This window comes from Streptomyces sp. AMJ-169, assembly GCF_055597585.1.
In genome coordinates, this window is the sequence record NZ_JBVLTJ010000003.1 from 301,858 (window position 1) to 324,702 (window position 22,845).

General features: G+C 73.3%; 13 protein-coding genes and 1 pseudogene. 10 read left to right on the forward strand and 4 right to left on the reverse strand.

Annotation, left to right across the window (positions count from 1 at the left end; translation table 11 throughout):
* Positions 1-39: 39 nt before the first annotated feature.
* From ACYUD3_RS09640 to ACYUD3_RS09655, 4 genes are all read left to right on the forward strand, one after another.
* Entirely contained in the window at positions 40-1,341 is a 1,302-nt protein-coding gene (locus tag ACYUD3_RS09640; protein ID WP_470966729.1) for a flavin-containing monooxygenase, read from the forward strand.
* 14 nt (positions 1,342-1,355) lie between these two features.
* A complete protein-coding gene (locus ACYUD3_RS09645; RefSeq protein WP_470966731.1) occupies positions 1,356-1,955 on the forward strand; it encodes a TetR/AcrR family transcriptional regulator in 600 nt (199 codons plus the stop codon).
* 115 nt (positions 1,956-2,070) lie between these two features.
* Positions 2,071-4,329: a glycoside hydrolase family 3 C-terminal domain-containing protein gene (locus ACYUD3_RS09650; RefSeq protein WP_470966733.1), complete on the forward strand. Its 2,259-nt coding sequence runs from the start codon at positions 2,071-2,073 to the stop codon at positions 4,327-4,329.
* An 85-nt stretch (positions 4,330-4,414) separates the two neighbouring features.
* Complete coding sequence (locus ACYUD3_RS09655; protein WP_470966736.1) at positions 4,415-5,455, forward strand: isopenicillin N synthase family dioxygenase; 1,041 nt, start codon at positions 4,415-4,417, stop codon at positions 5,453-5,455.
* Between the two features lie 36 nt (positions 5,456-5,491).
* Here ACYUD3_RS09655 and ACYUD3_RS09660 read toward each other — a convergent pair whose 3' ends face one another.
* Positions 5,492-6,412 (reverse strand): MBL fold metallo-hydrolase, encoded by a 921-nt coding sequence (locus ACYUD3_RS09660; protein WP_470966738.1) that lies wholly within the window; start codon positions 6,410-6,412, stop codon positions 5,492-5,494.
* A gap of 241 nt (positions 6,413-6,653) precedes the next feature.
* On the reverse strand, positions 6,654-7,496 hold the full coding sequence (locus ACYUD3_RS09665) for a FadR/GntR family transcriptional regulator (RefSeq protein ID WP_470966740.1): 843 nt from the start codon (positions 7,494-7,496) through the stop codon (positions 6,654-6,656).
* Positions 7,497-7,653: 157 nt separating this feature from the next.
* On the opposite strand from ACYUD3_RS09665, the gene ACYUD3_RS09670 reads away from it, so the two are divergent.
* From ACYUD3_RS09670 to ACYUD3_RS09695, 6 genes are read left to right on the forward strand one after another with little or no spacing between them, the layout of a single operon-like run.
* Positions 7,654-8,550, forward strand: coding sequence for a proline iminopeptidase-family hydrolase (locus ACYUD3_RS09670; protein ID WP_470966742.1), 897 nt, complete (start codon positions 7,654-7,656; stop codon positions 8,548-8,550).
* A gap of 31 nt (positions 8,551-8,581) precedes the next feature.
* Positions 8,582-10,291, forward strand: coding sequence for an ABC transporter substrate-binding protein (locus ACYUD3_RS09675; protein WP_470966744.1), 1,710 nt, complete (start codon positions 8,582-8,584; stop codon positions 10,289-10,291).
* Positions 10,279-11,322, forward strand: coding sequence for an ABC transporter permease (locus tag ACYUD3_RS09680; RefSeq protein WP_470966746.1), 1,044 nt, complete (start codon positions 10,279-10,281; stop codon positions 11,320-11,322). Before ACYUD3_RS09675 ends, ACYUD3_RS09680 begins: the two co-directional genes overlap by 13 nt.
* Before the next feature lie 3 nt (positions 11,323-11,325).
* Positions 11,326-12,294, forward strand: coding sequence for an ABC transporter permease (locus ACYUD3_RS09685; protein WP_470966748.1), 969 nt, complete (start codon positions 11,326-11,328; stop codon positions 12,292-12,294).
* The gene (locus tag ACYUD3_RS09690; RefSeq protein ID WP_470966750.1) at positions 12,287-13,303 is read left to right on the forward strand and encodes an ABC transporter ATP-binding protein; all 1,017 of its coding nucleotides are present in this window, start codon (positions 12,287-12,289) and stop codon (positions 13,301-13,303) included. The genes ACYUD3_RS09685 and ACYUD3_RS09690 overlap by 8 nt, the downstream gene beginning before the upstream one ends.
* Entirely contained in the window at positions 13,300-14,265 is a 966-nt protein-coding gene (locus ACYUD3_RS09695; protein WP_470966753.1) for an ABC transporter ATP-binding protein, read from the forward strand. Before ACYUD3_RS09690 ends, ACYUD3_RS09695 begins: the two co-directional genes overlap by 4 nt.
* 16 nt (positions 14,266-14,281) lie before the next feature.
* Here ACYUD3_RS09695 and ACYUD3_RS09700 read toward each other — a convergent pair.
* Together ACYUD3_RS09700 and ACYUD3_RS09705 are read right to left on the reverse strand one after the other, a co-directional pair.
* Positions 14,282-14,739: pseudogene (locus ACYUD3_RS09700) on the reverse strand (Uma2 family endonuclease).
* 43 nt (positions 14,740-14,782) lie between these two features.
* Complete coding sequence (locus ACYUD3_RS09705) at positions 14,783-22,693, reverse strand: SDR family NAD(P)-dependent oxidoreductase (protein WP_470966755.1); 7,911 nt, start codon at positions 22,691-22,693, stop codon at positions 14,783-14,785.
* Positions 22,694-22,845 lie beyond the last annotated feature (152 nt).

Consider the following 22,845-nt stretch of genomic DNA (forward strand, 5'->3'; position numbering starts at 1 on the left):
ACTTTGCTCCCGTCGGAAGTCCCCGCGAAGGGAGTCCTCATGCCCCGCTACTGCGTCATCGGCGCCGGCGCCGCAGGCGTCTCCGCCCTCCAGCAGCTGCGCCGACTCGGCCACGACGTCGACTGCTTCGAGCGGACCGACCGCGTCGGCGGCCACTGGCACACCGACTACGACGCCCTGCACCTCATCACGTCACGCGACATGACGGCGTTCGAGGACTTCCCGATGCCGGCCGACTACCCCCACTTCCCGCGCCGCGACCAGGTCCGCGCCTACATCGAGTCGTACGCCCGCGCGCACGGCCTCTACGACGTCATCCGCTTCGCCGCCGCGGTGACGGCCGTCGAACCGGCCGAGGGACCCGCCGGCTCACGCCCGGGTTCGTACGGCTGGCGGGTGACCACGTCCGCCGGGGACGACGAGGTCTACGACGGTGTCCTGGTCGCCAACGGCCACTTGTGGGACCCCAAGATCCCTGACATCCCCGGCGAGTTCACGGGCAGGACGGTCCACTCCGGGGTCTACCGCAACGTCTCCGACCTGGCGGGCGAGCGCGTCCTCGTCGTCGGCGCGGGCAACTCCGGCTGCGATCTCGCCGTGGACGCCGCCCAGCACCGGCTGGACGTGGACATCGTCGTCCGGCGCGGCTCATGGTTCCAGCCGAAGACGTACTTCGGGGTGCCCCGCCAGCAGGTGCCCTTCCTGGCCGGCTTCTCCCCCGCCGAACAGGACCTCGTCAACCGGCTCATGTCCCGCCTCGCCCTCGGCGAGTGGCACGCCTACCCGGGGCTGCCCGCACCCGAGGGCGCCACCCTCGCCGAGGGCCGCGCGGTCGTCAACGACCTCCTCCTGTACTGGATCCACCACGGCCGCATCACCGTCCGCCCGGCCGTCGAGCGGTTCGACGGCGCCACCGTCCACTTCAGCGACGGCACCGCCCGCGACTACGACACGATCCTGTGGGCCACCGGCTTCAACGTCCGCCTCCCCTTCCTGGACGACGCCCTGTTCCCCTGGTCCGCCGGGGCCCCGGTGCGCTACGCGGGCGGCATCCTCGCGGCGACCGTGGAGAAGCTGTACTTCATCGGCCTCATCGCTCCTCGCGGACCGCAGATCCCGGTCTACGGCGCGCAGACCGGGCTGGTCGCGAAGATGATCGCCCTGCACGAGCAGGCGGGCCCGGCGGGCGCCCCGCTCGCCCGCTACCTGGCCTCGCTCCAGGAGCCCGAGACCGGCATCGACGTGGTCCGCGACGGCTGGCTGAGGCAGCTGGCGGACACCGAACGGCTGCTCGCGGCCTACGAGTCGTCCTCGCTCCAGACCGTGCGGGACAGGGGGTGAAGTACGGTCGGGGCGTGACGACACCACGGGGGCCCCGGGGCCCGTACCGCAAGGGACTCCAGCGCCGGGACCAGATCCTGCGCGCCGCGCTGGAGGTGTTCGGCGAGCACGGCGGGCGCGGCTCCTCGCTCAAGGAGATCGCCGAGCGCGCGGGGCTGTCGCAGGCCGGGGTCCTGCACTACTTCGGCTCCCGCGAGGAACTGCTGGTCGCCGTGCTCGCCGAGCGGGACGCCCAGGACACCGCGGCGACCTCCGACGCCGCGTCACCGGGCGAGGCGCTCGCGCGGACGGCCGCGCACAACGCCGGCCAGCGCGGTCTCGTCGACCTCTTCGTCACCCTGTCCGCCGCCGCCTCGGACTCCGCCCACCCCGCCCACCCGTTCTTCGCCCGCAGGTACACGGAGTTCAACGAGTCCATCGGGGGCGGGCTGCGCGCGGCCCAGGAGGCGGGCGAGGTCCGCCAGGACGTGCGGCCCGAACAGCTGGCCCGCATGCTGCTCGCGCTGTCCGACGGGCTCCAGTTGCAGTGGCTGCTCGATCCGGACGTCGACATGGCGGGGACGATCGAGGCGTTCAACCGGATGTGCCTCGGGCCCGGCGGCGAACAGGGCTGATCCGCCGGCAGGGCGCGTCCTCCGGCCGCCGCGAGTCAAAAACCTAGCCTCGCTCGGTTTTTGACTTTACAGTCGTCCCGGCAGGCCCGAGACATCATCAGGAGGAAGCCTCAGCATGGACAACGCCCCCTCCCCCAGCGGCACCCCCGCTCTCGATCTCGCCCAGAAGACGTCCCTCCTCTCCGGCCGGGACATGTGGTCGACCGAGTCCGCCGAACCGGCCGGCCTCCCCTCGCTGGTGCTGTGCGACGGCCCGCACGGGGTGCGCCGGCAGACCGGCAGGACCGACCACCTGAGCATCTACGACAGCGAGCCGGCCACCTGTTTCCCCCCGGCGGTCGCCCTCGCCTCCAGCTGGGACCCCGCGCTGCTGCGCCGCCTCGGCGAGGCCCTCGGCCGTGAGGCGCGCTCGCTCGGGGTCGACGTGCTCCTCGGCCCCGGCGTGAACATCAAGCGCTCCCCGCTGTGCGGCCGCAACTTCGAGTACTTCTCCGAAGATCCGCTGCTCAGCGGGGTCCTCGGGGCCGCCCATGTGGAGGGGGTGCAGAGTCAGGGGGTCGGCGCCTCGGTGAAGCACTTCGCGGCCAACAACCAGGAGACCGACCGGATGCGGATCAGCGCCGACGTCGACGAGCGCACCCTGCGGGAGATCTACCTCCCCGCGTTCGAACGGATCGTCACGCAGGCGCGGCCCGCGACCGTGATGGCCGCCTACAACAAGGTCAACGGCGTGTACGCCAGCCAGGATCCGTGGCTGCTCACCCAAGTGCTGCGCGAGGAGTGGGGTTTCGAGGGACTGGTCGTCTCGGACTGGGGCGCGGTCTCCGACCGGGTCGCGGCGCTGGTCGCCGGGCTCGACCTGGAGATGCCCGGCGGCGGGGGCGGCACGGACGCCGAGGTCGCGGCGGCCGTGCGGGCGGGTGAGCTGGCGGAGTCGGTGGTGGACACGGCGGTCGGGCGGCTGCGGGGGCTGGCGGAGGGGGTGCGGGGGCAGGCCGGTACGGTCGCGGCCGGCCACCAGGGGCAAGCCGATACGGACACGGCCGTCCGCCAAGACCCCCACGACACCGCCCGCGAGATCGCCGCCGACTGCCTGGTCCTGCTGCGCAACCGCGGCCGGACCCTCCCCCTCGCGCCGGCCGGACGGATCGCCGTCATCGGCGAGTTCGCCGAGCACCTGCGCTACCAGGGCGGCGGCAGCTCCCACGTCAACGCCACCCGGGTGGACAGCCCGTTGGAGCAGCTGCGTGCCCAACTCCCGGGCGCCCGGGTCGACTTCGCCCAGGGGTACGACACCTCCGGCGCGGCCGGCGCGGTCCGGTTGCGGGAGGAGGCGGTCGCGGTCGCGGCGGAGGCCGACGTCGCCGTGCTCGTCGTCGGGCTGCGCGAGTCCGACGAGTCCGAGGGGTTCGACCGCGAGCACCTTCAACTGCCGGAGGATCAGGTCGAGTTGATCCGGGAGGTGGCGCGGGCCGCGTCCCGTACCGTCGTCGTGCTGCTCAACGGCGGGGTGGTGAGCCTGGAGGGCTGGCACGACGAGGTGGACGCCGTGCTGGAGGCGTGGCTTCCCGGGCAGGCCGGCGGGGGCGCGATCGCGGACGTGCTGACGGGCCGGGTGAACCCGTCCGGGCGGCTCGCCGAGACGATCCCGCTGCGGCTCCAGGACACCCCCGCGTACCTCAACTTCCCTGGCGAGCAAGGGCAGGTGCGTTACGGGGAGGGCGTGATGGTCGGCTACCGGTACTACGAGAGCGCCGAGGTCGCCGTCCGCTACCCGTTCGGCCACGGCCTGAGCTACACCTCCTTCGAGCAGAGCGAGGCGCGGGTCACCGCCACCGGGCCGGACTCGGCGGACGTCCACGTCACGGTCACCAACACCGGCGACCGGTTCGGCAAGCACGTCGTCCAGATCTACGTCGCCGCGCCGAAGCGCCCGGTCAGCAGCCCGGCGCGGGAGCTGCGGGGCTTCGCCAAGGTGGCGCTCGCGCCCGGGGAGAGCACGGTCGTCACGGTCGCGCTGGACCGGCGGGCCTTCGCGTACTGGGACGTCACCCGCGACGACTGGACGGTGGCGCCCGGCCGGTACGCCGTCCAGCTCGCCGCGAACGCCCACGACATCCTCGCCTCGCTCCCGCTGGACCTCCCCGGTGACCGGCTGACGAAGCCGCTCACCCTGGACTCCACCGCCGACGAGTGGTTCGGCCACCCGGTCGCCGGGCCCGAGCTGAAGAAGGCGATGGCGACGGAGGAGAACTCCGACACCCTGCGGATGGTCGCCTCCATGCCCCTGCGCCAGCTCCTCGGTTTCCTGCCCACGCCGGTCCCCGCCGAGCTGCTGGAGCGGCTGATGGAGGAGAGCCGGGCGGCCGGCTGACGGCCGGCGGCCTTCTCCCGGAGACAAAGCGGACACATCCTTTCGGCACAATGTCGGCCCCGACCCCCGAACGGCTGGAGCCCCCATGTCACGGCACACCGACGCGTTCTCCGTCCCGATCGTCGACATCAGCCCCTACACCACCGGCACCGGCGACCGGGCCGAGACCGCCCGGCAGCTGGACGAGGCCTGTACGACGGTCGGCTTCGCGCAGATCCTCGGGCACGGCGTCCCGCCCGAGACCCTCGCCGGACTCGCCGAGGCGGTCGACTCCTTCTTCGCGCTGTCCCTGGAGCGGAAGAAGGAGTACCGGGTGCGGGGCGCGAACCGGGGCTACAGCCCGCCGGCCAGCGAATCGCTCAGCCTGAGCCTGGGCATCGAGCCGGCGGGCCGCATGAACGACTTCTTCGAGGCGTTCAACGTCGGCACGGAGGCCCGTTCCTTCCCGGACCTGGCGCTGTCGGAGGACGACTACGGCCTCAACGTGTGGCCCGGCGTCGAGGACTTCCGCCCCAAGGTGGAGGCGTACTACGCGCAGGCCGCGCGGGTCGCCCGTACGCTGACCGGGATCTTCGCGGACGCCCTCGGCCTGCCCGGCGACTTCTTCGCCCGCCTGACCGACCACTCCGTGGACGTCCTGCGGATGAACAACTACGCCCTGCCGGAAGGGCGGATCACCCTGGACGGCGACCTGACCGGTATGGGCGAGCACACCGACTACGGCCTGGTCACCGTCCTCTGGGCGGACCAGGTCGCCGGCCTCCAGGTGCTCGGCACGGACCGCGTCTGGCACGACGTCTCCCCCGCCGACGGCGCCCTGCTGATCAACCTCGGCGACCTGACCGCGCGGCTGACCAACGACCGCTGGATGTCGACCCTGCACCGCGTCAAGCCCCCGATCGTCGACGGCACCATCCGGCGCCGCCGCTCCGCCGCGTTCTTCCACGACGGCAACATCGACGCCGTCATCTCCCCGCTGCCCACCCATCTCGACACCGCCGACGGCCTCTCCTACGAACCCGTCCTGGTCCGCGACCACATCAAGGCCAAGCTCGCCGGCTCCCGCCAGGGCCGGGCGAACCCGAACGCGGCGCGGGAGGCGGCGCGGGTGCGCGGCGCCGGGTGACCGGACCCCGGCCGGGGTCCGGTCGAGGGACGCCCGTCAGTAGCGGACGGCCCCGTAGTCGATCCCTTCCTCCGGATAGGTCGCGGCGCGCCGCCCGAGTCCGCGCATCCGCTCCCGCATCTCGTCGGCGGGCAGGTGGTGCAGGTCGCCGTGGCCCGGCAGCACCCACTCGAAGGTCAGCTCCTCGGCGCCGCGCGCCACGGACTCCGCGAGCGTCCTGATCGACTGGTAGACGACGCTGTGCGCGACTTCGAGGGTGGCCTGCGAGTTGGACCAGAAGAACGCGTCGCCGGTGAAGCAGTACTTCTTGTCGACGATGTAGAGCGTGCTGCCCTCGGTGTGGCCGGGGAACGGGTGGGCCACGACGCCGGGCGCGATCTCGACCGGCTCGGTGCCCCGGATGACGTGGTCGGCGGAGGGCAGGGAGTGCAGATCCCCTTCGTGGATCCACAGCCGTGCCCCAAAGGCGTCGGCGTACTTGCGGGCGTGCGCGACATGGTCGAGGTGGGTGACGAGGACGTCCGTGATCTTCCCGGCCTTGGCCTCGTACCGCCGGGCGAGCGCAGGCCGCCAGCGCGGGGTGTCGATCATCATCGCGGTGCCGCCGGGGCGGCGTACGAGGTAGGAGGTGGCGCCGTAGGTCTGCGGGGAGGCGTGTCCGCACAGGAGGACGACGCCGTCCTCGTCCAGCGGTTTCGGGTACGGGTCGGTGTCCGCGCCCAGGTCGTCGGCCGGCGGGTGGATGGAACGGGTCGGGCAGGCGTGCGCGGCGAGGTACATCCGCTCGGTGTCGGCCTCGGTCTCGGGCTGGCGGACGACGACCGAGAGGCCGCCGTACTCACCGGCGTCCCGCCGGTAGCCGATCATGCCGGGGGCGAGCTGGCGGGCGATGTTGCAGTTGAGGCAACGGTCGTCGACGGACCAGCCGCCGGTCTGCTCTGCCTGGGGGGTGCTCAAGATGGTTTCCCGCTTTCACAGGAGACGGAGCGGCACCCATGCGCGGCAAGACGGGCTTCCGGCGCATGGACTGACGCTGTGACGTGTCAGGACATGGAGCGCGCGACGGAAGGCGATGCAGCGGACGGCGAGTTCCGTGGACAACTTAGCGGACGTACAGGGGGTGGTGCTGCCCGATCGTTACCGAGCCCCTGCCCGAGAATCTGTGACGATCGCAAAGATCGCAAACGCGTGTCGGCCGTCAGTCCCCCCGCACCCGGGCCAGCACCCCCCGGATCATCTCCGCGGTGATCATGAAGTGTTCCCGGGCGATCTCCTCCGCCCGGCCCGCCTCTCCCGCGGCGATCGCCTCGTAGAGCGCGGTGTGGCCCTCCCCGGCCCGGTGGAAGTGGCCCCGCTCGCCCTTGCCCCACGGCTCGATCGGGAAGCCGAGGCTGATGCGGGCCAGCAGGTCGCGGCTGAGGCGGGCTATCTGGGGGTTGTGGGTGGCGGCGCAGACCGCGCGGTGGAAGGCGCTGTCGGCGGCCTGTTCCTCGCGGGGGGTGCCGGCCCGCAGGTGCGCGGACAGCGCCTCCCGCATGGGTACGAGGTCCTCGGGGCGCCGGCGCCGGGCGGCGGTCGCGGCGACCATGCCCTCGACCAGCCCGCGCAGGTCGAAGAGCTGCTCGAACTCCTCCCAGCGCGGCAGCAGCGTCCGGCGGACCGCGTCCCCGGACGACTCGCTCCAGCTGTCGCGCACGAACGCCCCGCCGCCCCGCCCCCGGCGCACCTCGATGACCCCGAGCGCGCTGAGCCGGCCGACGGCCTCGCGCACGGTGGGCCGGCTGACGTGCAGCAGCCCGGTGAGTTCGCGCTCGGCCGGCAGCCGCTCGCCGGGGAGGAAGTCGCCGACGGCGATCGCGGTGAGCAGCCGGTCGGTGACCTCGTCGACGGCGGAGGTCACCCGGACCGGGCGCAGCGCGGACGGCGGGCTGCCGCCGAGGAGGACGCGGTCGATGAGGCGCGCGTACTCGTCGCCGGACCCCGGCGGCTCAGGTGCGGATGTCAGCTGTCCTCCCGGAAATCGTCGCTTCTGTAAACACACGCGGGCCATGTGAACCCGGCGTTACGTCTTGCCCCGCCCCGACTAAAAGGTCTTGTGGACTGACCTTTTCCCCGTTCACTATCCCATCCATCCGTCACACACCCACTATTTTTCAGACGTCGGCCGGCTGGTTCCGGCCGCTCTGGGAGGCTTCTTCGTGGCGATCCCCGAACCGAACCACACCGGCACGGTCGACTTCAACGGCCACTCCACCTGGTACCGGATCACCGGCACCCCGGGCCGGACACCTCTGGTGGTCCTGCACGGCGGCCCGGGCGCCGGTCACGACTACACGCTCAGCATCGCGGGCATCGCAGGCCAGGGCCGCCCGGTGATCCATTACGACCAGCTCGGCACCGGCCGCTCCACCCATCTCCCCGGCGCGGGCGCCGACTTCTGGACCGTCCAGCTCTTCCTCGACGAACTCGACACCCTGCTGCGGGAGTTGGGCATCGCCGACGGCTATCACCTCCTCGGCCAGTCCTGGGGCGGCATGCTCGCCGCCGAGCACGCGGTGCGCCGGCCGCCGGGGCTGCGCGGGCTGGTCATCGCCAACTCCCCGGCGTCCATGGAGCTGTGGCTCAAGGCGGCGGCCGAGCTGCGCGCCGAGTTGCCGCAGGACGTCCAGGAGACCCTGCTCGCCCATGAGGCGGCCGGCACCACGGACCACCCGGACTACCGGGCGGCGGAAGCGGTCTTCAACGAGCGCCACGTCTGCCGCCTCACCCCCAACCCGCCGGAAGTACAGGCGACTTGGGACAACATCGCGGCCGACCCGACCGTGTACCACACGATGAACGGCCCCAACGAGTTCCACGTCGTCGGCACCCTCAAGGACTGGTCCGTCATCGACCGGCTGCACCTGGTCGAGGCCCCGACCCTGCTGGTCTCGGGCCGGTACGACGAAGCCACCCCGGACACCGTCCGCCCCTTCGCCGACCGCATCCCCGACGCGCGCTGGCACCTGTTCGAGCACTCCAGCCACATGCCGCACGTCGAGGAGGAGGAGCTGTACCTCAGGGTCGTCGGCGCGTTCCTCGACGCCAACGACTGATCCACGCCCGACACCGAGAGAGTTGCCCGCCATGCTTCGCACCCCCGCCGGACGGGGCACGCTAGCCGCCGTCACCGCCGCGCTCGCCCTCACCGCCACCGCCTGTTCCTCCTCCGACAGCGGCTCCTCCGGCCCGAGCGCCGCCGGCTCCGCCTCCGGGTCCACCGCCTTCCAGTCCCAGCACAAGGGCGGCACCCTCAGACTCGTCGCCCACGCGGCGGCGGGCAGCTTCGACCCGCAGATCAACTACACCCTCCAGTACTGGCAGCTGTACCAGTCGATGTACGACGGCCTGCTCGCCTTCAAGAAGGTGAACGGCCAGGAGTCCTTCACGGTCGTCCCGGACCTCGCGACCGCCCTGCCGAAGATCAGCAACGCCGGCAAGACGTACACCTTCACCCTCCGCAAGGGCATCACCTTCTCCAACGGCAAGCCCCTCACCACCGACGACGTGGTGGCCTCCTTCGAGCGGATCTTCAAGATCTCCAGCCCGACCGCCGGCACCTTCTACAACAACATCGTCGGCGCCGACGTCTGCATCAAGACCCCGGCCTCCTGCACCCTGCCCCAGGGCGTGATCGGCGACGCGAAGACCGACACCGTCACCATCAACCTCACCGCCGCCGACCCGGAGTTCGAGTACAAGCTCGCCGTCCCGCACGCCAGCATCGTCCCGAAGGACTCCCCGGCGAAGGACGCGGGCACCACCCCGCTGCCGACGACCGGCCCGTACATGGCGGCCTCCTACGACCCGAACCGGGCGCTGAAGCTGGTCCGCAACCCGCACTTCACGGAGTGGTCGCGCGAGGCGCAGCCGCAGGGCTACCCGGACGCCATCGACTACACCTTCGGCCAGACCGTCGAGTCGGAGGTGACGGCCGTCGAGAACGGCCAGGCGGACTGGATGTTCGACGCGCCGCCCGCCGACCGCCTCAACGAGATCGGCACCAAGTACGCCTCCCAGGCGCACGTGAACCCGCTGACCGCGTTCTGGTACGCGACGCTGAACGTCAACACGGCGCCGTTCAACAACAAGCTGGCCCGCCAGGCGATCAACTGGGCCGTGGACCGCTCGGCGGTCGTCCGGCTGTACGGCGGCACGAACCTCGCCTCGCCCGCCTGCACGATCCTGCCGCCGGGCTTCCCCGGGCACGCCGACACCTGCGCCTACACCAAGGGCGGCGTCAGCACCTGGACGGCGGCCGACCTCGCGAAGGCGAAAGAGCTGGTGAAGCAGTCCGGCACGGCCGGGCAGGAGGTCGGGATCGTCGTCCAGGACGACGATGTCAACAAGTCGATCGGGCAGTACCTCCAGAGCCTGCTCACCCAGCTCGGCTACAAGGCGACCCTCAAGCCGCTGTCGGCGAACATCCAGTTCACCTACATCCAGAACACCAAGAACAAGGTGCAGCTGGCCCTGACGTCCTGGTACCAGGACTACCCGGCGGCCTCCGACTTCCTCAACGTGCTGTTCTCCTGCGCGAGTTACCACCCGGGCAGCGACTCCAGCATCAACATCTCCGGGTACTGCGACAAGGGCGTGGACGCCAAGATGCAGGCGGCGAAGAGCGCGGCGAACGCGGACGCGCAGTGGGCCGCGATCGACCAGCAGATCATGGGCGAGTCGCCGGTGGTGCCGCTGATCAACCCGAAGATGATCGACTTCACGTCGACCAAGGTGGGCAACTACCGGTTCAGCAAGCAGTTCTACATGCTGGTCGGTCAGCTGTGGGTGAAGTGACCGCCGCGACGGCCACCGCGGTCCGCCCGGCGCCGGCGGTCCGGCGCCCGCCGGGCCCCTGGCGGACCGCCGCCGGCGACCTGCTGCGCAACAAGCCGGTCCTGGCCTCCGCCGCGCTGCTGCTCCTGATCGTGCTGGCGAGCCTGTGCGCCCCGCTGTACGCGCAGCACATCGCCCACACCGACCCGTTCCAGTCGCACATCTCGGCCACCACGGTCGTCGACGGCAAGACCGTGCCGGTGCTCACCCCGAGCAGCACAGGACTCGGTCTCGGCGTCACCCCGATCGGCCCGACCTGGGACCCCGCCCACTACTTCCTGGGCGCCGACAACCAGGGCCGCGACGTCATGGCCCGCCTGCTGTACGGCGGCCGGACCAGCCTGTTCATCGGCGTGACGGCGGCCCTGCTGACCTGCGCGGCCGGGACGGTCGTCGGCGTGGTCGCCGGGTACGCGGGCGGCGTCGTCGACTCGGTCGTCTCACGGGCCCTGGACGTCATCTGGGCGTTCCCGGTGTACCTGCTGGCGATCTGCCTGTCGGTGGTGCTGCTCACCGACGGGCTGAAGCTGGGCCCGGTGACGGTCGAGGCGGGGAGTCTGTGGCTGCCGGTCACGATCATCGCGGCGATCTATGTGCCGTACATCGCGCGGCCGTTGCGCGGTCAGGTGCTGGTGCTGCGGGACAAGGAGTACATCCAGGCGGCGATCGGCTCCGGCGCGTCCACCGCGCGCATCCTGCGCCGTGAGGTGCTGCCGAACGTGGTGCCGACGGCGATCGTGTTCGTGCCGCTGATGACGGCGCTGGCCATGCTGACCGAGTCGGCGCTGTCGTTCCTGTCGGTGGGCGTGCAGCCGCCGGAGGCCAGCTGGGGCACGATCATCGAGGACGGTCTGGGGCTGCTGTACACCCGGCCGGTCGTGACGGTCGCGCCCGGTCTGCTGATCGCGCTGACCACGGCCGCGCTCAACGTCCTCGGCGACGGGGTGCGCGACGCCCTCGACCCGGGCGCCCGGCTGCGCGGAGGGGTGTGACCCATGCTGCTCTTCGCTCTGCGCCGCTTCGGCTCGGCCCTGCTGGTGATGTTCGCGATCAGCGTGCTGGTGTTCCTGATCTTCTTCGCGACCCCGGGCGTCGACCCGGCGGCGCGGATCGCGGGCCGCAACGCGGACGCGGCCACCCTCGCCCAGGTACGCCACTCCTTCGGCCTGGACCGCCCGCTGCCCGTCCGCTACCTGCTGATGATGCGCCACCTGCTGATCGACCGGGACCTGGAGTCGTTCGTCAACCGCGGCTCCAAGGTGATCCCCCAGATCATCCAGGCGACCCCCGTCACCCTGTCCCTGGTCATCGGCGCCGCCCTGATCTGGATGACGGCCGGCATCGTCATGGGGACGGCGGCGGCGACCCTGCGCGGCAAGGCCGCCGACCCGCTGATCATGCTGGTGGGCGTCGTCGGTGTCTCGCTGCCGGCCTACTGGCTCGGCGAGGTCGTCAACCTCCTCACCCAGAAGCAGTTCCACGACTCCCTCTTCTCCTGGGTGCCACCACCCGGTTACGTCGGTCTCGGCCACGACCCCGGGCAGTGGGCGCTGCATCTGCTGTTCCCCTGGCTGACGCTGGCCCTGCTGTACGCCGGGATCTACGCCCGGCTGCTGCGCGGCGAGGTCGTCACCGCGCTCGGCGAGGACTACGTCCGCACGGCCCGCGCCAAGGGCCTGTCCGAGCGGCGCATCCTGCTGCGGCACGCGCTGCGCTGCTCGCTGATCCCGATCGTGTCGCTGTTCGGCCTGGACTTCGGCGCGCTCGTCGGCGGGGCCGCGCTGCTGACGGAGGTCGTCTTCGGCCTGCCGGGCATCGGCAAGCTCACCTATGACGCCCTCCAGAACCTCGACCTGCCGGTGATCATGGGGACGGTGCTGTACGCGGCGTTCTTCGTGGTCCTCGCCAACGCCCTGGTGGACATCCTGTACGCCCGACTCGACCCGAGGGCCCGCCATGCCTGAACCCCTGCTGGACGTACGCGACTTGACGGTCCGCTTCCGCACCCGCCAGGGCACGGTCACCGCCGTCGACGGACTCTCCTTCTCCGTCGCGCCCGGTGAAGTCCTGGGCGTGGTGGGCGAGTCGGGGTCGGGCAAGAGCGTGTCGATGCTGGCCGTGCTGCGGCTGCTGACCAGTCCGAACGTCACCGTGTCGGGCCAAGTGCTGTTCCGTGGGCGGGACTTGCTGACGCTGCCGGACGGGGAGATGCGGGCGGTGCGCGGCCGGGAGATCGCCATGGTCTTCCAGGACCCGATGACCGCCCTCACCCCCGTCTACACGGTCGGCTGGCAGATCGCCGAGCAGATCCGCGCGCACGAGAAGGTCTCCCGCAAGGAGGCCCAGGCCCGCGCGGTACGGCTGCTCTCCGACGTCGGCATCCCCGACGCCGCCTCCCGCGTGCACGCCTACCCGCACGAGTTCTCCGGCGGCCAGCGCCAGCGGGCGGTCATCGCGATGGCCCTGTCCTGCTCGCCCGCCCTGCTGATCGCCGACGAGCCGACGACCGCGCTGGACGTGACGGTCCAGGCCCAGATCCTCGACCTGATGCGGGAGTTGAACGCCCAGGGCTCGGCGATGGTCATGATCACCCATGACATGGGCGTGGTCTCGCAGATCGCCGACCGGGTCCTGGTCATGTACGGCGGCCGGGCGGCCGAGGAGGGCCCGCGCCGCGCGGTCTTCCACGACCCCCGCCACCCCTACACCTGGGGCCTGCTGGACTCGGTGCCGCGCGTGAACGGCCCCCGGCTGCGCCGGCTCCCCACCATCTCCGGCACCCCCGTCTCCCCCGGTTCCCTGCCCGAGGGCTGCGCGTTCGCACCCCGCTGCGCGCTGCGCCACGACCGCTGCGCAGAGCGCCCCACGCTCTCGCCGCCCGACTCCCCGCACCTGGACGCGTGCTGGCTCCCGCCGCAGGACCGCGCGGGACAGCGGACGGCCGCGCGACACGACACGGAGGCGACGTCATGACCGACGTACTGCTGCGCGCCACTGACCTCACGAAGCACTATCGACTCCGGGGATCGCGGCGGGAGTTGCGCGCGGTCGACGGGGTGTCCCTGGAGGTGCGCGCGGGCGAGACCCTGGGGGTGGTGGGCGAGTCGGGCTGCGGCAAGTCCACCCTGGGCCGCTGTCTCGTCCGGCTCACCGAACTCACCGGCGGGCGGGTGGAGTTCGACGGCCAGGACATCTCGTCGCTCTCCACCCGCCGGCTCCGCCCGCTGCGCCCCGGCCTGCAACTCGTCTTCCAGGACCCGCACGCCTCCCTCAACCCCCGCCGCCGCGCCGGGGACATCGTCGCGGAGCCGCTGCTCGTGCACCGCTACGGCGACGCGGGCGCGGTGCGCCGCCGGGTCGCCGAGCTCTTCGACGTCGTCGGCCTCTCGGCGGCCCATCTCGACCGGTACCCGCACGAGTTCTCCGGCGGGCAGCGGCAACGCATCGGTATCGCGCGGGCGTTGGCCACCGACCCGAAGCTGATCGTCGCCGACGAGCCGGTGTCCGCGCTCGACGTGTCCATCCAGGCCCAGGTGTTGAACCTCTTCGCCGACCTCCAGGACGAGTTCGCCCTCACCTACGTCTTCATCGCCCACGACCTGGGCGTCGTACGGCACGTCTCCGACCGGATCGCCGTCATGTACCTGGGCGAGATAGTCGAACTGGCCGAAACGGACGCCCTGTACGCGGCCCCGGCGCACCCGTACACGCAGGCGCTGCTGTCGGCGGTCCCGGAGATAGACGACGGCACCGGATCGTCCCGCGCCCGCATCCCCTTGACCGGCGAGGTCCCCAACCCGGCGGACAAACCCACGGGCTGCCCCTTCCGCACCCGCTGCCCCTACGCCCAGCCCCTGTGCGCAACAGAACGCCCCCGCCTGACCCCGGGAGCCGACGGCAGAGAGGTGGCCTGCCACTTTCCGCTGGCGGGGTGAGCGGTCCGCGCTCGCGTCAGATCCGGCCGAGGTCGATCTCCACCGGGAAGGGAGCGGCTGTTTTGAGGACGCTGGTGAACACATCGGCGTCCCGGTAGGTCCTCGTCGCGGGGTCGAGCACGTAGGTGTACACAAGGGGAACGCCTGTCCCAGCACTTGCTCAGGGCGGGTGGGTGTGATGTCGATCGTGTCCGCGCGGTACACGGCGACGTCCGGGCGGCGATTGGTGAGCGGGACGTCCTGGAGCCGGACGTCGAAGCCTGTGCCGGCGTTCCGGTCCGGGCCCGCGGCGGCGTCCAGGGCGTTCGCCAGGATTCGCGCCAACCGGTTGTGCCGCTTGGAGGCACTGGGGCTCACGACGACCATCCCGTCCACGATCCCGATGCCGGCGCACCGCTCCTCGGACCAGGACGCGTACTCCTCCGCCGTGACCTGCTCACGCATCCACGCCGGAGCCGTCATCTCGGCCGCCATGAAGATTTCAGCTTGCTGCCGGTACCCGGCCGACCCCGTCGGCTCACCACCCCCTCATCCACCCACCCCCCTCTCCCCCGTCCCCCGAACCCGTCGACTGGGTGCTCAAACCCAGTCTGACCTGGACGATCCGGGCGAACTCGGCGATCGTGCCGTTGCTGCGCAGGAGTTCCATAGGTGGGATGTCCAGTTCGTAGCGCTGGTTCAGGGTCACCAGGACCTGGGCGGCCATCAGGGAGTCGATGCCGTAGGCGTCGAGGCGGCGGTGGGGGTCGAGGGCGGTGGGGTCCATCTGGAGGACGTCGGCCAGGAGGGTCGTGAGCTGGCCGGTGAGGTGGGCCATGGCGCTCTCCTCGTCCATCTGGGAGAGCGTGCGCAGCAGCGCCGCCCGGTCGGCCTCGGCGTCGCCGTCCCGGGTGGGGACCAGGTCGCGCAGGCGGGGCGCGCGCAGCAGCGGCAGGAGGGTGGCGGCGCGCGCCCAGTCCATGCGGGAGACGGCGACGACCCCGCCGGCGTCGGGGCGCTCCCCGGCGATCAGCCGCATACCGTGGGCGAAGGCGGTCCGCGGGGCCAGCGACTCGGTGCCGAGGCTGTTCAGGGAGTCGGTGAGGTCGTTGCGGGCGGCGTAGCCGACTTCCCCGATGGCTCCCCAGACGAGGGCGAGCGCGGGCTGTCCGCGCCGGTGGCGCGACCGGACCAGGCTCTCCAGGCAGAGGTTGGCCGCCGCGTACGCGGACTGTTTGACGTTGCCGACGACGGCGGTCGCGGAGGAGTAGCAGACGAAGAAGTCCAGGTCCCGGCCCCGGGTCAGCTCGTCGAGGACGTAGGCGCCCGCGACCTTGGCGCGCAGCGCGGCGCTCACCCGCTCAGGGGTGAGGTCGGCGATCGGGGCGTCGTCCAGGGCCATCGCCGCGTGCACCACGCCCCGCAGCGGCCGGCCGTCCGCCTCGGCGGCGGCCAGGACCGCGCGCATCGCGGCCGGGTCGGCGACGTCCGCCGCGTGCACGCTGACCTGCGCGCCCTCGGCTGCGAGGGCTTCACGGGTCGCGGCGGTCTCCGGGGCGTCCTCCCCGCTGCGGGACACCAGGACGACATGGCGGGCGCCCCGGCGGGCCAGTTCCCGCGCGGTGGCCGCGCCGAATCCGCTGGTGCCGCCGGTGACGAGGTAGGCGGCGCCGGGGTCGAGGCGCGGGGCGCGCGGCAGGGGCTCCACCGCGCACGGTTCGTCCAGCGGGTCGAACCCGACGATCACTTTGCCGAGGTGGCGCGAGTGGCGCATCAGGGCGAAGGCGTCGCCGACGCGGGCGGCCGGGAACACGCTGTGCGGGAGCGCGTGGCAGACGCCGTGGTCGCGCAGGGCCGCGCCGACGCCCTCCAGGAGTTCGGCGCACAGCCGGGGGTCGCCCAGCACCCGGGTGAGGTCCACCCCGTGGAAGGACAGGTGGGAGCCGAAGGGGCGCAGGGGGAGCGCGCGGTCCTCGTAGAAGTCGCGTTTGCCGAGCTCGACGAACCGGCCGCCGGGGCGCAGGACCTCCAGGCCCCGGCTGAGGGCGTCCCCGGAGAGGGAGTTGAGCACGATGTCGACGCCCTCGCCGCCGGTCAGCTCCTTCACCTGGACGATGAAGTCCAGGGAGCGCGAGTCGAGGACGTGCTCCACGCCGAGCCCGCGCAGCAGGTCCCGCTTGGCCTCGCTGCCGGCGGTGGCGATGACCTTCACGCCGTGGGCGTGCGCGTACTGGAGCGCGGCGAGCCCGACGCCGCCGGCCGCGCCGTGCACGAGCAGCGTCTCGCCGGCCCGCATCCGCGCGGCGTGCAGCAGGCTGTAGTGGACCGTGCAGAACGCCACCGGCACGCTCGCGGCCTGCGCGAAGGACCACTCCTCAGGCAGCGGCCACAGCGCCTCGGCCGGGCCGACGACCCGGGACGCGAGCGCCCCCACGACCACCCCGAACACCCGGTCCCCCGGCGCGAAACGCGTCACCCCGGGCCCGCAGGCACGCACCACACCCGCGCACTCCAGGCCGAGGTTCTCGTCCGGGGCACAGCCCGCCAGCGCCTCGGTGGGCAGCAGCCCGACCGCCCGCATGACGTCCCGGTAGTTCAGCGCGGAGGCCCGCACGTCGACGACGACCTCCCCGGGCCCCGGCACCGGCTCCGGGATCTCCCGCCAGAACAGCTGGTACGACAGCCCCGGCCGCCGCACCCGCAGCGTGTACGCCCGGTCGTCCGCACCCTCGCCCGGCGCCGGCGCGGGCGGCAGCGGGCGCTCCCTGGGCGCGAAGCGGTCGTGCGCGGTGAGGACGACCTCGTCCTCGTCGTCCGGCTCCAGCAGCTCCCGCGCGAGCCGTACGGCGTCGGCGGCCGGGTCGGTGCCCCGGCACAGGCTGATCCGGCGTCCGCGCAGGCCGGGTTCCTCGTTGGCGAGACAGCGGGCCGCGCCCCAGGCGGCGGCGTCGACGGGGTGGGTGATCGGGCCGGGGGTCGCCTCGGCGCCGTGCGGGCGGGTGACGAGCCAGAGGTCGACGCCGGGCGGTGAGCCGGCCTGCCGGAAGGCCATGACGAGGGCGCGCAGCAGCTGCACGTGACGGGTGCCCAGGGCCACGGCCTCCGCGCCGTCCGCGGGCGGCTCCCCGCCGAGCAGCAGCACCACGGTCACGTCACCGGGCCCGGCGTCGGCCAGCGCCCGCGCCCAGGCGTCGGGGTCGGTCGCGGCGTCGGTCACCGCGCGGTGGCGTGCCCCGCGCGCGGCGAGCGCCTCGGCGAGGGCGGCGGGCAGCGGGTCGTCGGGGTCGTCGCGGCCGATGACGAAGGCGGCGTCGGTGGCGGGGAGTTCGGGCCCGCCCGGGACTGCTGCGGAACCCGCCGCCGCGAGGAACACCGACGCCTGGTCCCGGCCGGGCAGCCGGTCGTCGCCGGTCTGCGCGCAGGACGTGAACCCGCACCGCTCCAGCAGCCCGGGCCACTGCGCGCGCGACAGCAGCGGGGAGGCGGGGCGCAGGTCCGTGTCGGTGCGTTCGTGGAAGCTCGCGAGGGTGCCGAAGACGGCCAGCAGCGGCTCGGGGTCGTGGGCCTCGAAGCCCAGCAGGTGCCCGCCGGGCGCGAGGGCCGCGCGCACCCGGCGGGTCGCGGCCGCCAGGTCCTGGGCCGTGTGCAGGGCGTTGGCGGCGACGACGAGGTCGTAGCCCCGGTCGGGGTAACCCTGCGCGGGCAGGTCGCGGTCGAGGTCGAGGGTGCCGTACTCGACGAAGTCGTAGGCCTCGAAGCGTTTGCGGGCGCGGGGCAGGAAGGCCGGGGAGACGTCCGTGTAGTGGTAGCGGGTGCGCTCGGGCGGAAGCAGGGGGAGCAGGGCGGCCGTCATGCCGCCGGTGCCGGCGCCGATCTCCAGGACGCGCAGGGTGCGGTCGGCGGGCCAGTGGACGAGGAGTTCGGCCAGGAGGCGCTGGGCGACGCAGTTGTGGAAGCGGCAGGCGGGCGCGGTGTCGTAGTACTGCTCCAGGAGGTGGGTGGTCGACTCGTTGAAGAGGAGGTCGAGCGGGTTCTCCAGGCCCCGCAGCACCGCTTCGAGGTGGGCGGCGAGGTGGGTCTTGAGGGCGATGACGACGACGTTCCCAGGCGACTGGGCCAGCGCCTCCCGCACGGGCGGGGGCGTGCTGAGGACGTCGGGTGCCAGGCGGGTGCCGTCCGGGGTCTCCAGGAGCAGGCCCCGGCGCAGGAGGAGGGGCCGCAGCAGGGCGAACAGCGGGCGGTGGCGCTCCTGCATGCCGGCCGCGACGAGGTCGTCGGCGGTGAACGGGGCCGCCGCGTCGGGCAGCAGCCGGGCCAGCGCGGCGGCCGTCCCGCGCGCGGTCAGCTCCTCCTCGTCGCGCACCATCGACGCGAACCGCCCCTCGCGCAGCCGGGCCTGCACGGCGTCCAGGCGCGGCCGCGCGGCGCGGACGACGTCCTGCGGGGCGGGCAACGGCGAGGGCGCGCACGGGAGTTCAGCGCGCGGGGCGGCGCGGGGCACGGTGTGGTGGAGGACGACGGGGGTGGTGCGGGAGACCCGGATCAGGCGCAGCCGGCACTCCTGGAGGACGGCGCTGACCGTGCCGTCGGGGTCGGCGACGGTGATGTCCCAGCAGACCTCGCCCTCGGTGGCCTCCTGTTCCCGCACCCGGACGACGCCTGCGGGGGCCGGGGTCGACCAGACCTGGACGGAGCCGATCGACGCGGGCAGGTAGACGCCGCCGTCCCGCAGCCGCCCGTACAGCAGGGCCGCCCCGGCCTGCAACGCCCCGTCCAGGAGCGCGGGGTGGACGGTGTAGGGGGCGCCCGGCGTCTCGTAGCGGTAGTCGGCGAGGGCGGTGCGCTCGCCCCAGCTGATCCCCTCCAGGACGCGGAAGGAGGGGCCGTAGCCGAGGCCGGCGTCCGCGCAGGCCGCGTAGTGCTCCTCGCCACCGATCCGCCGCGGACAGAGCGCGCGCAGTTCGGCGACGGGCAGCGGGCCCGGCCGGGGGTGCAGCAGCGGGCGGACCCATGCGCGCGCGTGGGGGCGCGGCTGCGTGCCCTGCTCCTCGGTGCTGGTGACGGTGGCGAGGGCGGTCGCGGGATCGAGACAGACCCGCAGCCGTACGGCGCCGGGGTCGGCCCAGGGGACGACGAGGCTGCTGCTGATCTCCAGGTGGCCGACCTCGACGGGTCCGGCGTGGACGGCGAGCCCGGCGGCGAGGAACGCCTCGGCGTAGCCGGTGGCCGGCATGACGACGGAGCCGCCGACCCGGTGGTCGGCCAGCCACGGCACGAGCACCGGTTCGACCGCGCCCTCCCAGCTCGGCACGGCGGTCGGCATCCGCTCCCCGAGCAGCGGGTGCGCGCGCAGGCCGTCGCCGCTGGACCTGATCCACGTCTGGGCGGTGCCCGACCAGTGCCGTTCGCGCTGCCAGGGGTAGGCGGGCAGGGTCACGACCCGGCCGGGCCGCGGGAAGTAGCGCTTCCAGTCCGCCGAGGCGCCGGCGGCGAGCGCCCCGGCGGCGGCCCCGGCGAGCGCCAGGGGCCCGTCCTGCGCGCGCCGCAGCGTCGGCAGCACGGCGACCGAGGCCTCCTTGCGCCCGGCCGCCGCCCGCCGCAGATAGGTGCGCAGCACGGGGTGGGGGCCGATCTCCAGCAGCACTCCGGCCCCGTCGGTGAGGGCGCGGCGCACGGCGTCCGCGAACAGGACGGGACGGCGCACGTTGCGCCACCAGTACTCCGCGTCCAGGTCGGCGCCCCGGGCCCGCGCCCCGGTGACCGTCGAGTAGAACGGGACGCGTACCGGGCCCGGCGTCAACCCGGCCAGCGCGGCGCGCAGTTCGTCGCCGACGGGGTCCATGTGGCGGCTGTGGAAGGCGTACGGGAGGCCGAGGTCGCGGAAGAACACTCCGCGCGCGGTGAGGTCGGCACCCAGCTTCTCCAGGGCGTCGGCGTCCCCCGCGACGGTGACGTCCTCGGCGCTGTTGACCCCGGCGAGGTCGAGCCGGCCCCCGTACCCGGCGAGTTCCTTCGCGGCCTGTTCGGCGGACAGCCCCACGGCGGCCATCCGCCCACTGCCCACCGTCCCCGCCTGGACCCGACTGCGCACGGCGACCACCAGCGCCGCGTCCGCCAGGCTGAGCGCCCCGCAGACGTAGGCACCGGCGACCTCACCGACGCTGTGCCCGACGACCAGATCGGGGTGAACGCCCCGGGCACGCAGGGCGGCGGCGAGACCGGCTTGGACGGCGAAGAGGAGGGGTTGGGCGATCTCTGTGGCGGAGAGGTGGGGTTCGGTGAGGCTTGCGGTGGGGGTGGTGTTGTTGGTGGGCTGTTCGGCGGGGGCGGTGCCTTCGGTCGGCTGCTCGGCGGGGGGTGCGGTGTCGGCGGGCTGTTCGGCGGGGGTTGCGCTGTCGGTGGGCTGCTCAGCGAGGGCCGGGCTGTCGGTGAGCTGCTCGGCGGAGTCGGCGCCTTCAACAGGCTGTTCGGCGGGCTGCTCGGCCGGGTCCGCGCCCTCGGCTGTCTTCGCGGCGGAGTCGGTGCTGTCGGCCGGCCTCTCGGTGAAGTCGGTGCCGTCGGCCGGCCGCTCCGCGAACTCCGCCCCCTCCGCCAGCCGTTGGAGGACGGACCAGCCCAAGTGCGGTGCCAGGGCCGCGTCCACGGCCGTCACCTCGGCGCGGAACGCCTCGTCCGAGGCGAGGAGGTCCGCGCCCATGCCGGACCACTGGGAGCCGTTGCCGCAGAACACGAACGCGGTCCGGCCGCTGCCCGCCGCCCGGCTCACCGCGCCCGCGGCCGGCTCGTCCGCCGCCAGGGCACGCAGGGCGCGCGCCGCCTCGGCCGGCCCCTCGGCCCAGACGACCGCGCGGTGCTCGTGCCGCCCCCGGCGCAGACCGGAGGTGTACGCGACGTCGTAGAACTCCTCGGCGGGCACGGCGTCGAGGTGGTCGGCGGTCACCTCGGCGGCGCGGGTCAGGGCGGCGGCGGTGCGGGCGGTCACCATCAGCGGGAGCGGGCCGTTGGGCGCGGATGCGGGTGCCGGCACGGGCGCGGGTACCGGCGCAGATGCGGGTGCCGGCACGGATGCGGCGGGTGCGGCGGGCGGCGGGTCGGCGAGGATCGCGTGGGCGTTCGCGCCGCCGAAGCCGAAGGAGTTGACACCGGCGACGGCGCGCCCCTCCGCGTGGATCGGCCGCGCCTGCGCGGTGAGTTTGAGGCCGAGCCCCTCGAAATCGATGCCGGGGTGCGGCGGTTCGGCGTGCGGGGAGGCCGGGGCGAGACGGTGCTTCAGCACCAGGAGCGCCTTGAACAGCCCCGCCATCCCCGAAGCCGGCTCCAGATGGCCGAGGTTGGCCTTCACCGAGCCGACCGGGAGGGCACCGGTGATCCGGCGGACCCCGAGGGCGCGGCCGATCGCGCGCGCCTCCAGCGGGTCGCCGACGGGGGTCCCGGTGCCGTGCGCCTCGAAGTACACCAGCTCGTCCGGGTGGACGCCGGCCCGCGCGTACACCTCGCGCAGCAGCCGTTCCTGCGCGCCCGCGTCGGGCAGGGCGAGACCCATCGTGCGGCCGTCGCTGTTGCTGCCGGTGCCCAGGATCAGCCCGTGCACCCGGTCGCCGTCGGCCCGCGCGTCCGCGAGCCGCTTCAGCAGCACGACCCCGCCGCCCTCGGCCCGTACGAACCCGTCGGCGTCCGCCGAGAAGGAGGCGCACCGCCCGCGCGGGGACAGCATCGACGCCTGCGAGAACCCCACGTAGTGGTAGGGGCTCAGCAGCAGGTTGACCCCGCCGCACAGCGCCACGCGCCCCGTGCCCTCCCACAGCGCGCGGCACGCCCGGTCCAGGGCCACGAGGGACGACGAGCAGGCCGTGTCGATCGCCATGCTGGGCCCGCGCAGGTCGAAGGCGTGCGAGAGCCGGTTGGCGGCGATGGAGGAGGCGGCGCCGGACATCGTGTACGGCCCGACCGTGCGCAGCGACGCCATCTGGAGGCCGCCGTAGGAGGCGTCGGAGATCCCGACGAACACCGAGGTGTCCGAGCCGGCGAGCGCGGCCGGGTCCACGGCGGCGTCGTCCAGGGCCTCGGCGGTCAGCTCCAGCAGGAGGCGGTGCTGGGGGTCCATGTGCGCCGCCTCCTTCGGGGAGATGCCGAAGTAGGCCGCGTCGAACCCGGCGACGTCGTCGAGGAAACCGCCCGCCGCCGTGTACGACTTGCCCCGGCGCGGCTGGCTCGGGTCGGTGAACAGGCGGGCGTCGAAGCGGTCGGGGGGCACCTCGCCCACGAGGTCGGCGCCCCGGCTCAGCGCGTCCCACAGGCCGTCCAGGTCCCGGATGCCGCCCGGAAGCCGGCAGGCGGCCCCGACCACGGCGATCGGCTCGACCCCGCCCTGTCCACTCCGCTCGCCCTGTCCGTCCCGCTGGTCCCGCTCGCCCTGTCCGTCCCGCTCGTCCTGAGGCAAGTGACGCATGTTCGGACCCCGTTCCCTGTCGCGGCTGTGCTGCGCGGCGCCGTCGCGTGTCTCTTCCACGCGGTGGCGCCTCGCGGTGCTCGCCGGGTCCGGCGGCGTGGGCCGGGCCCCGGCAGCGACGCACACTAGCCAGCGGGGGCGGGGGCGACCCC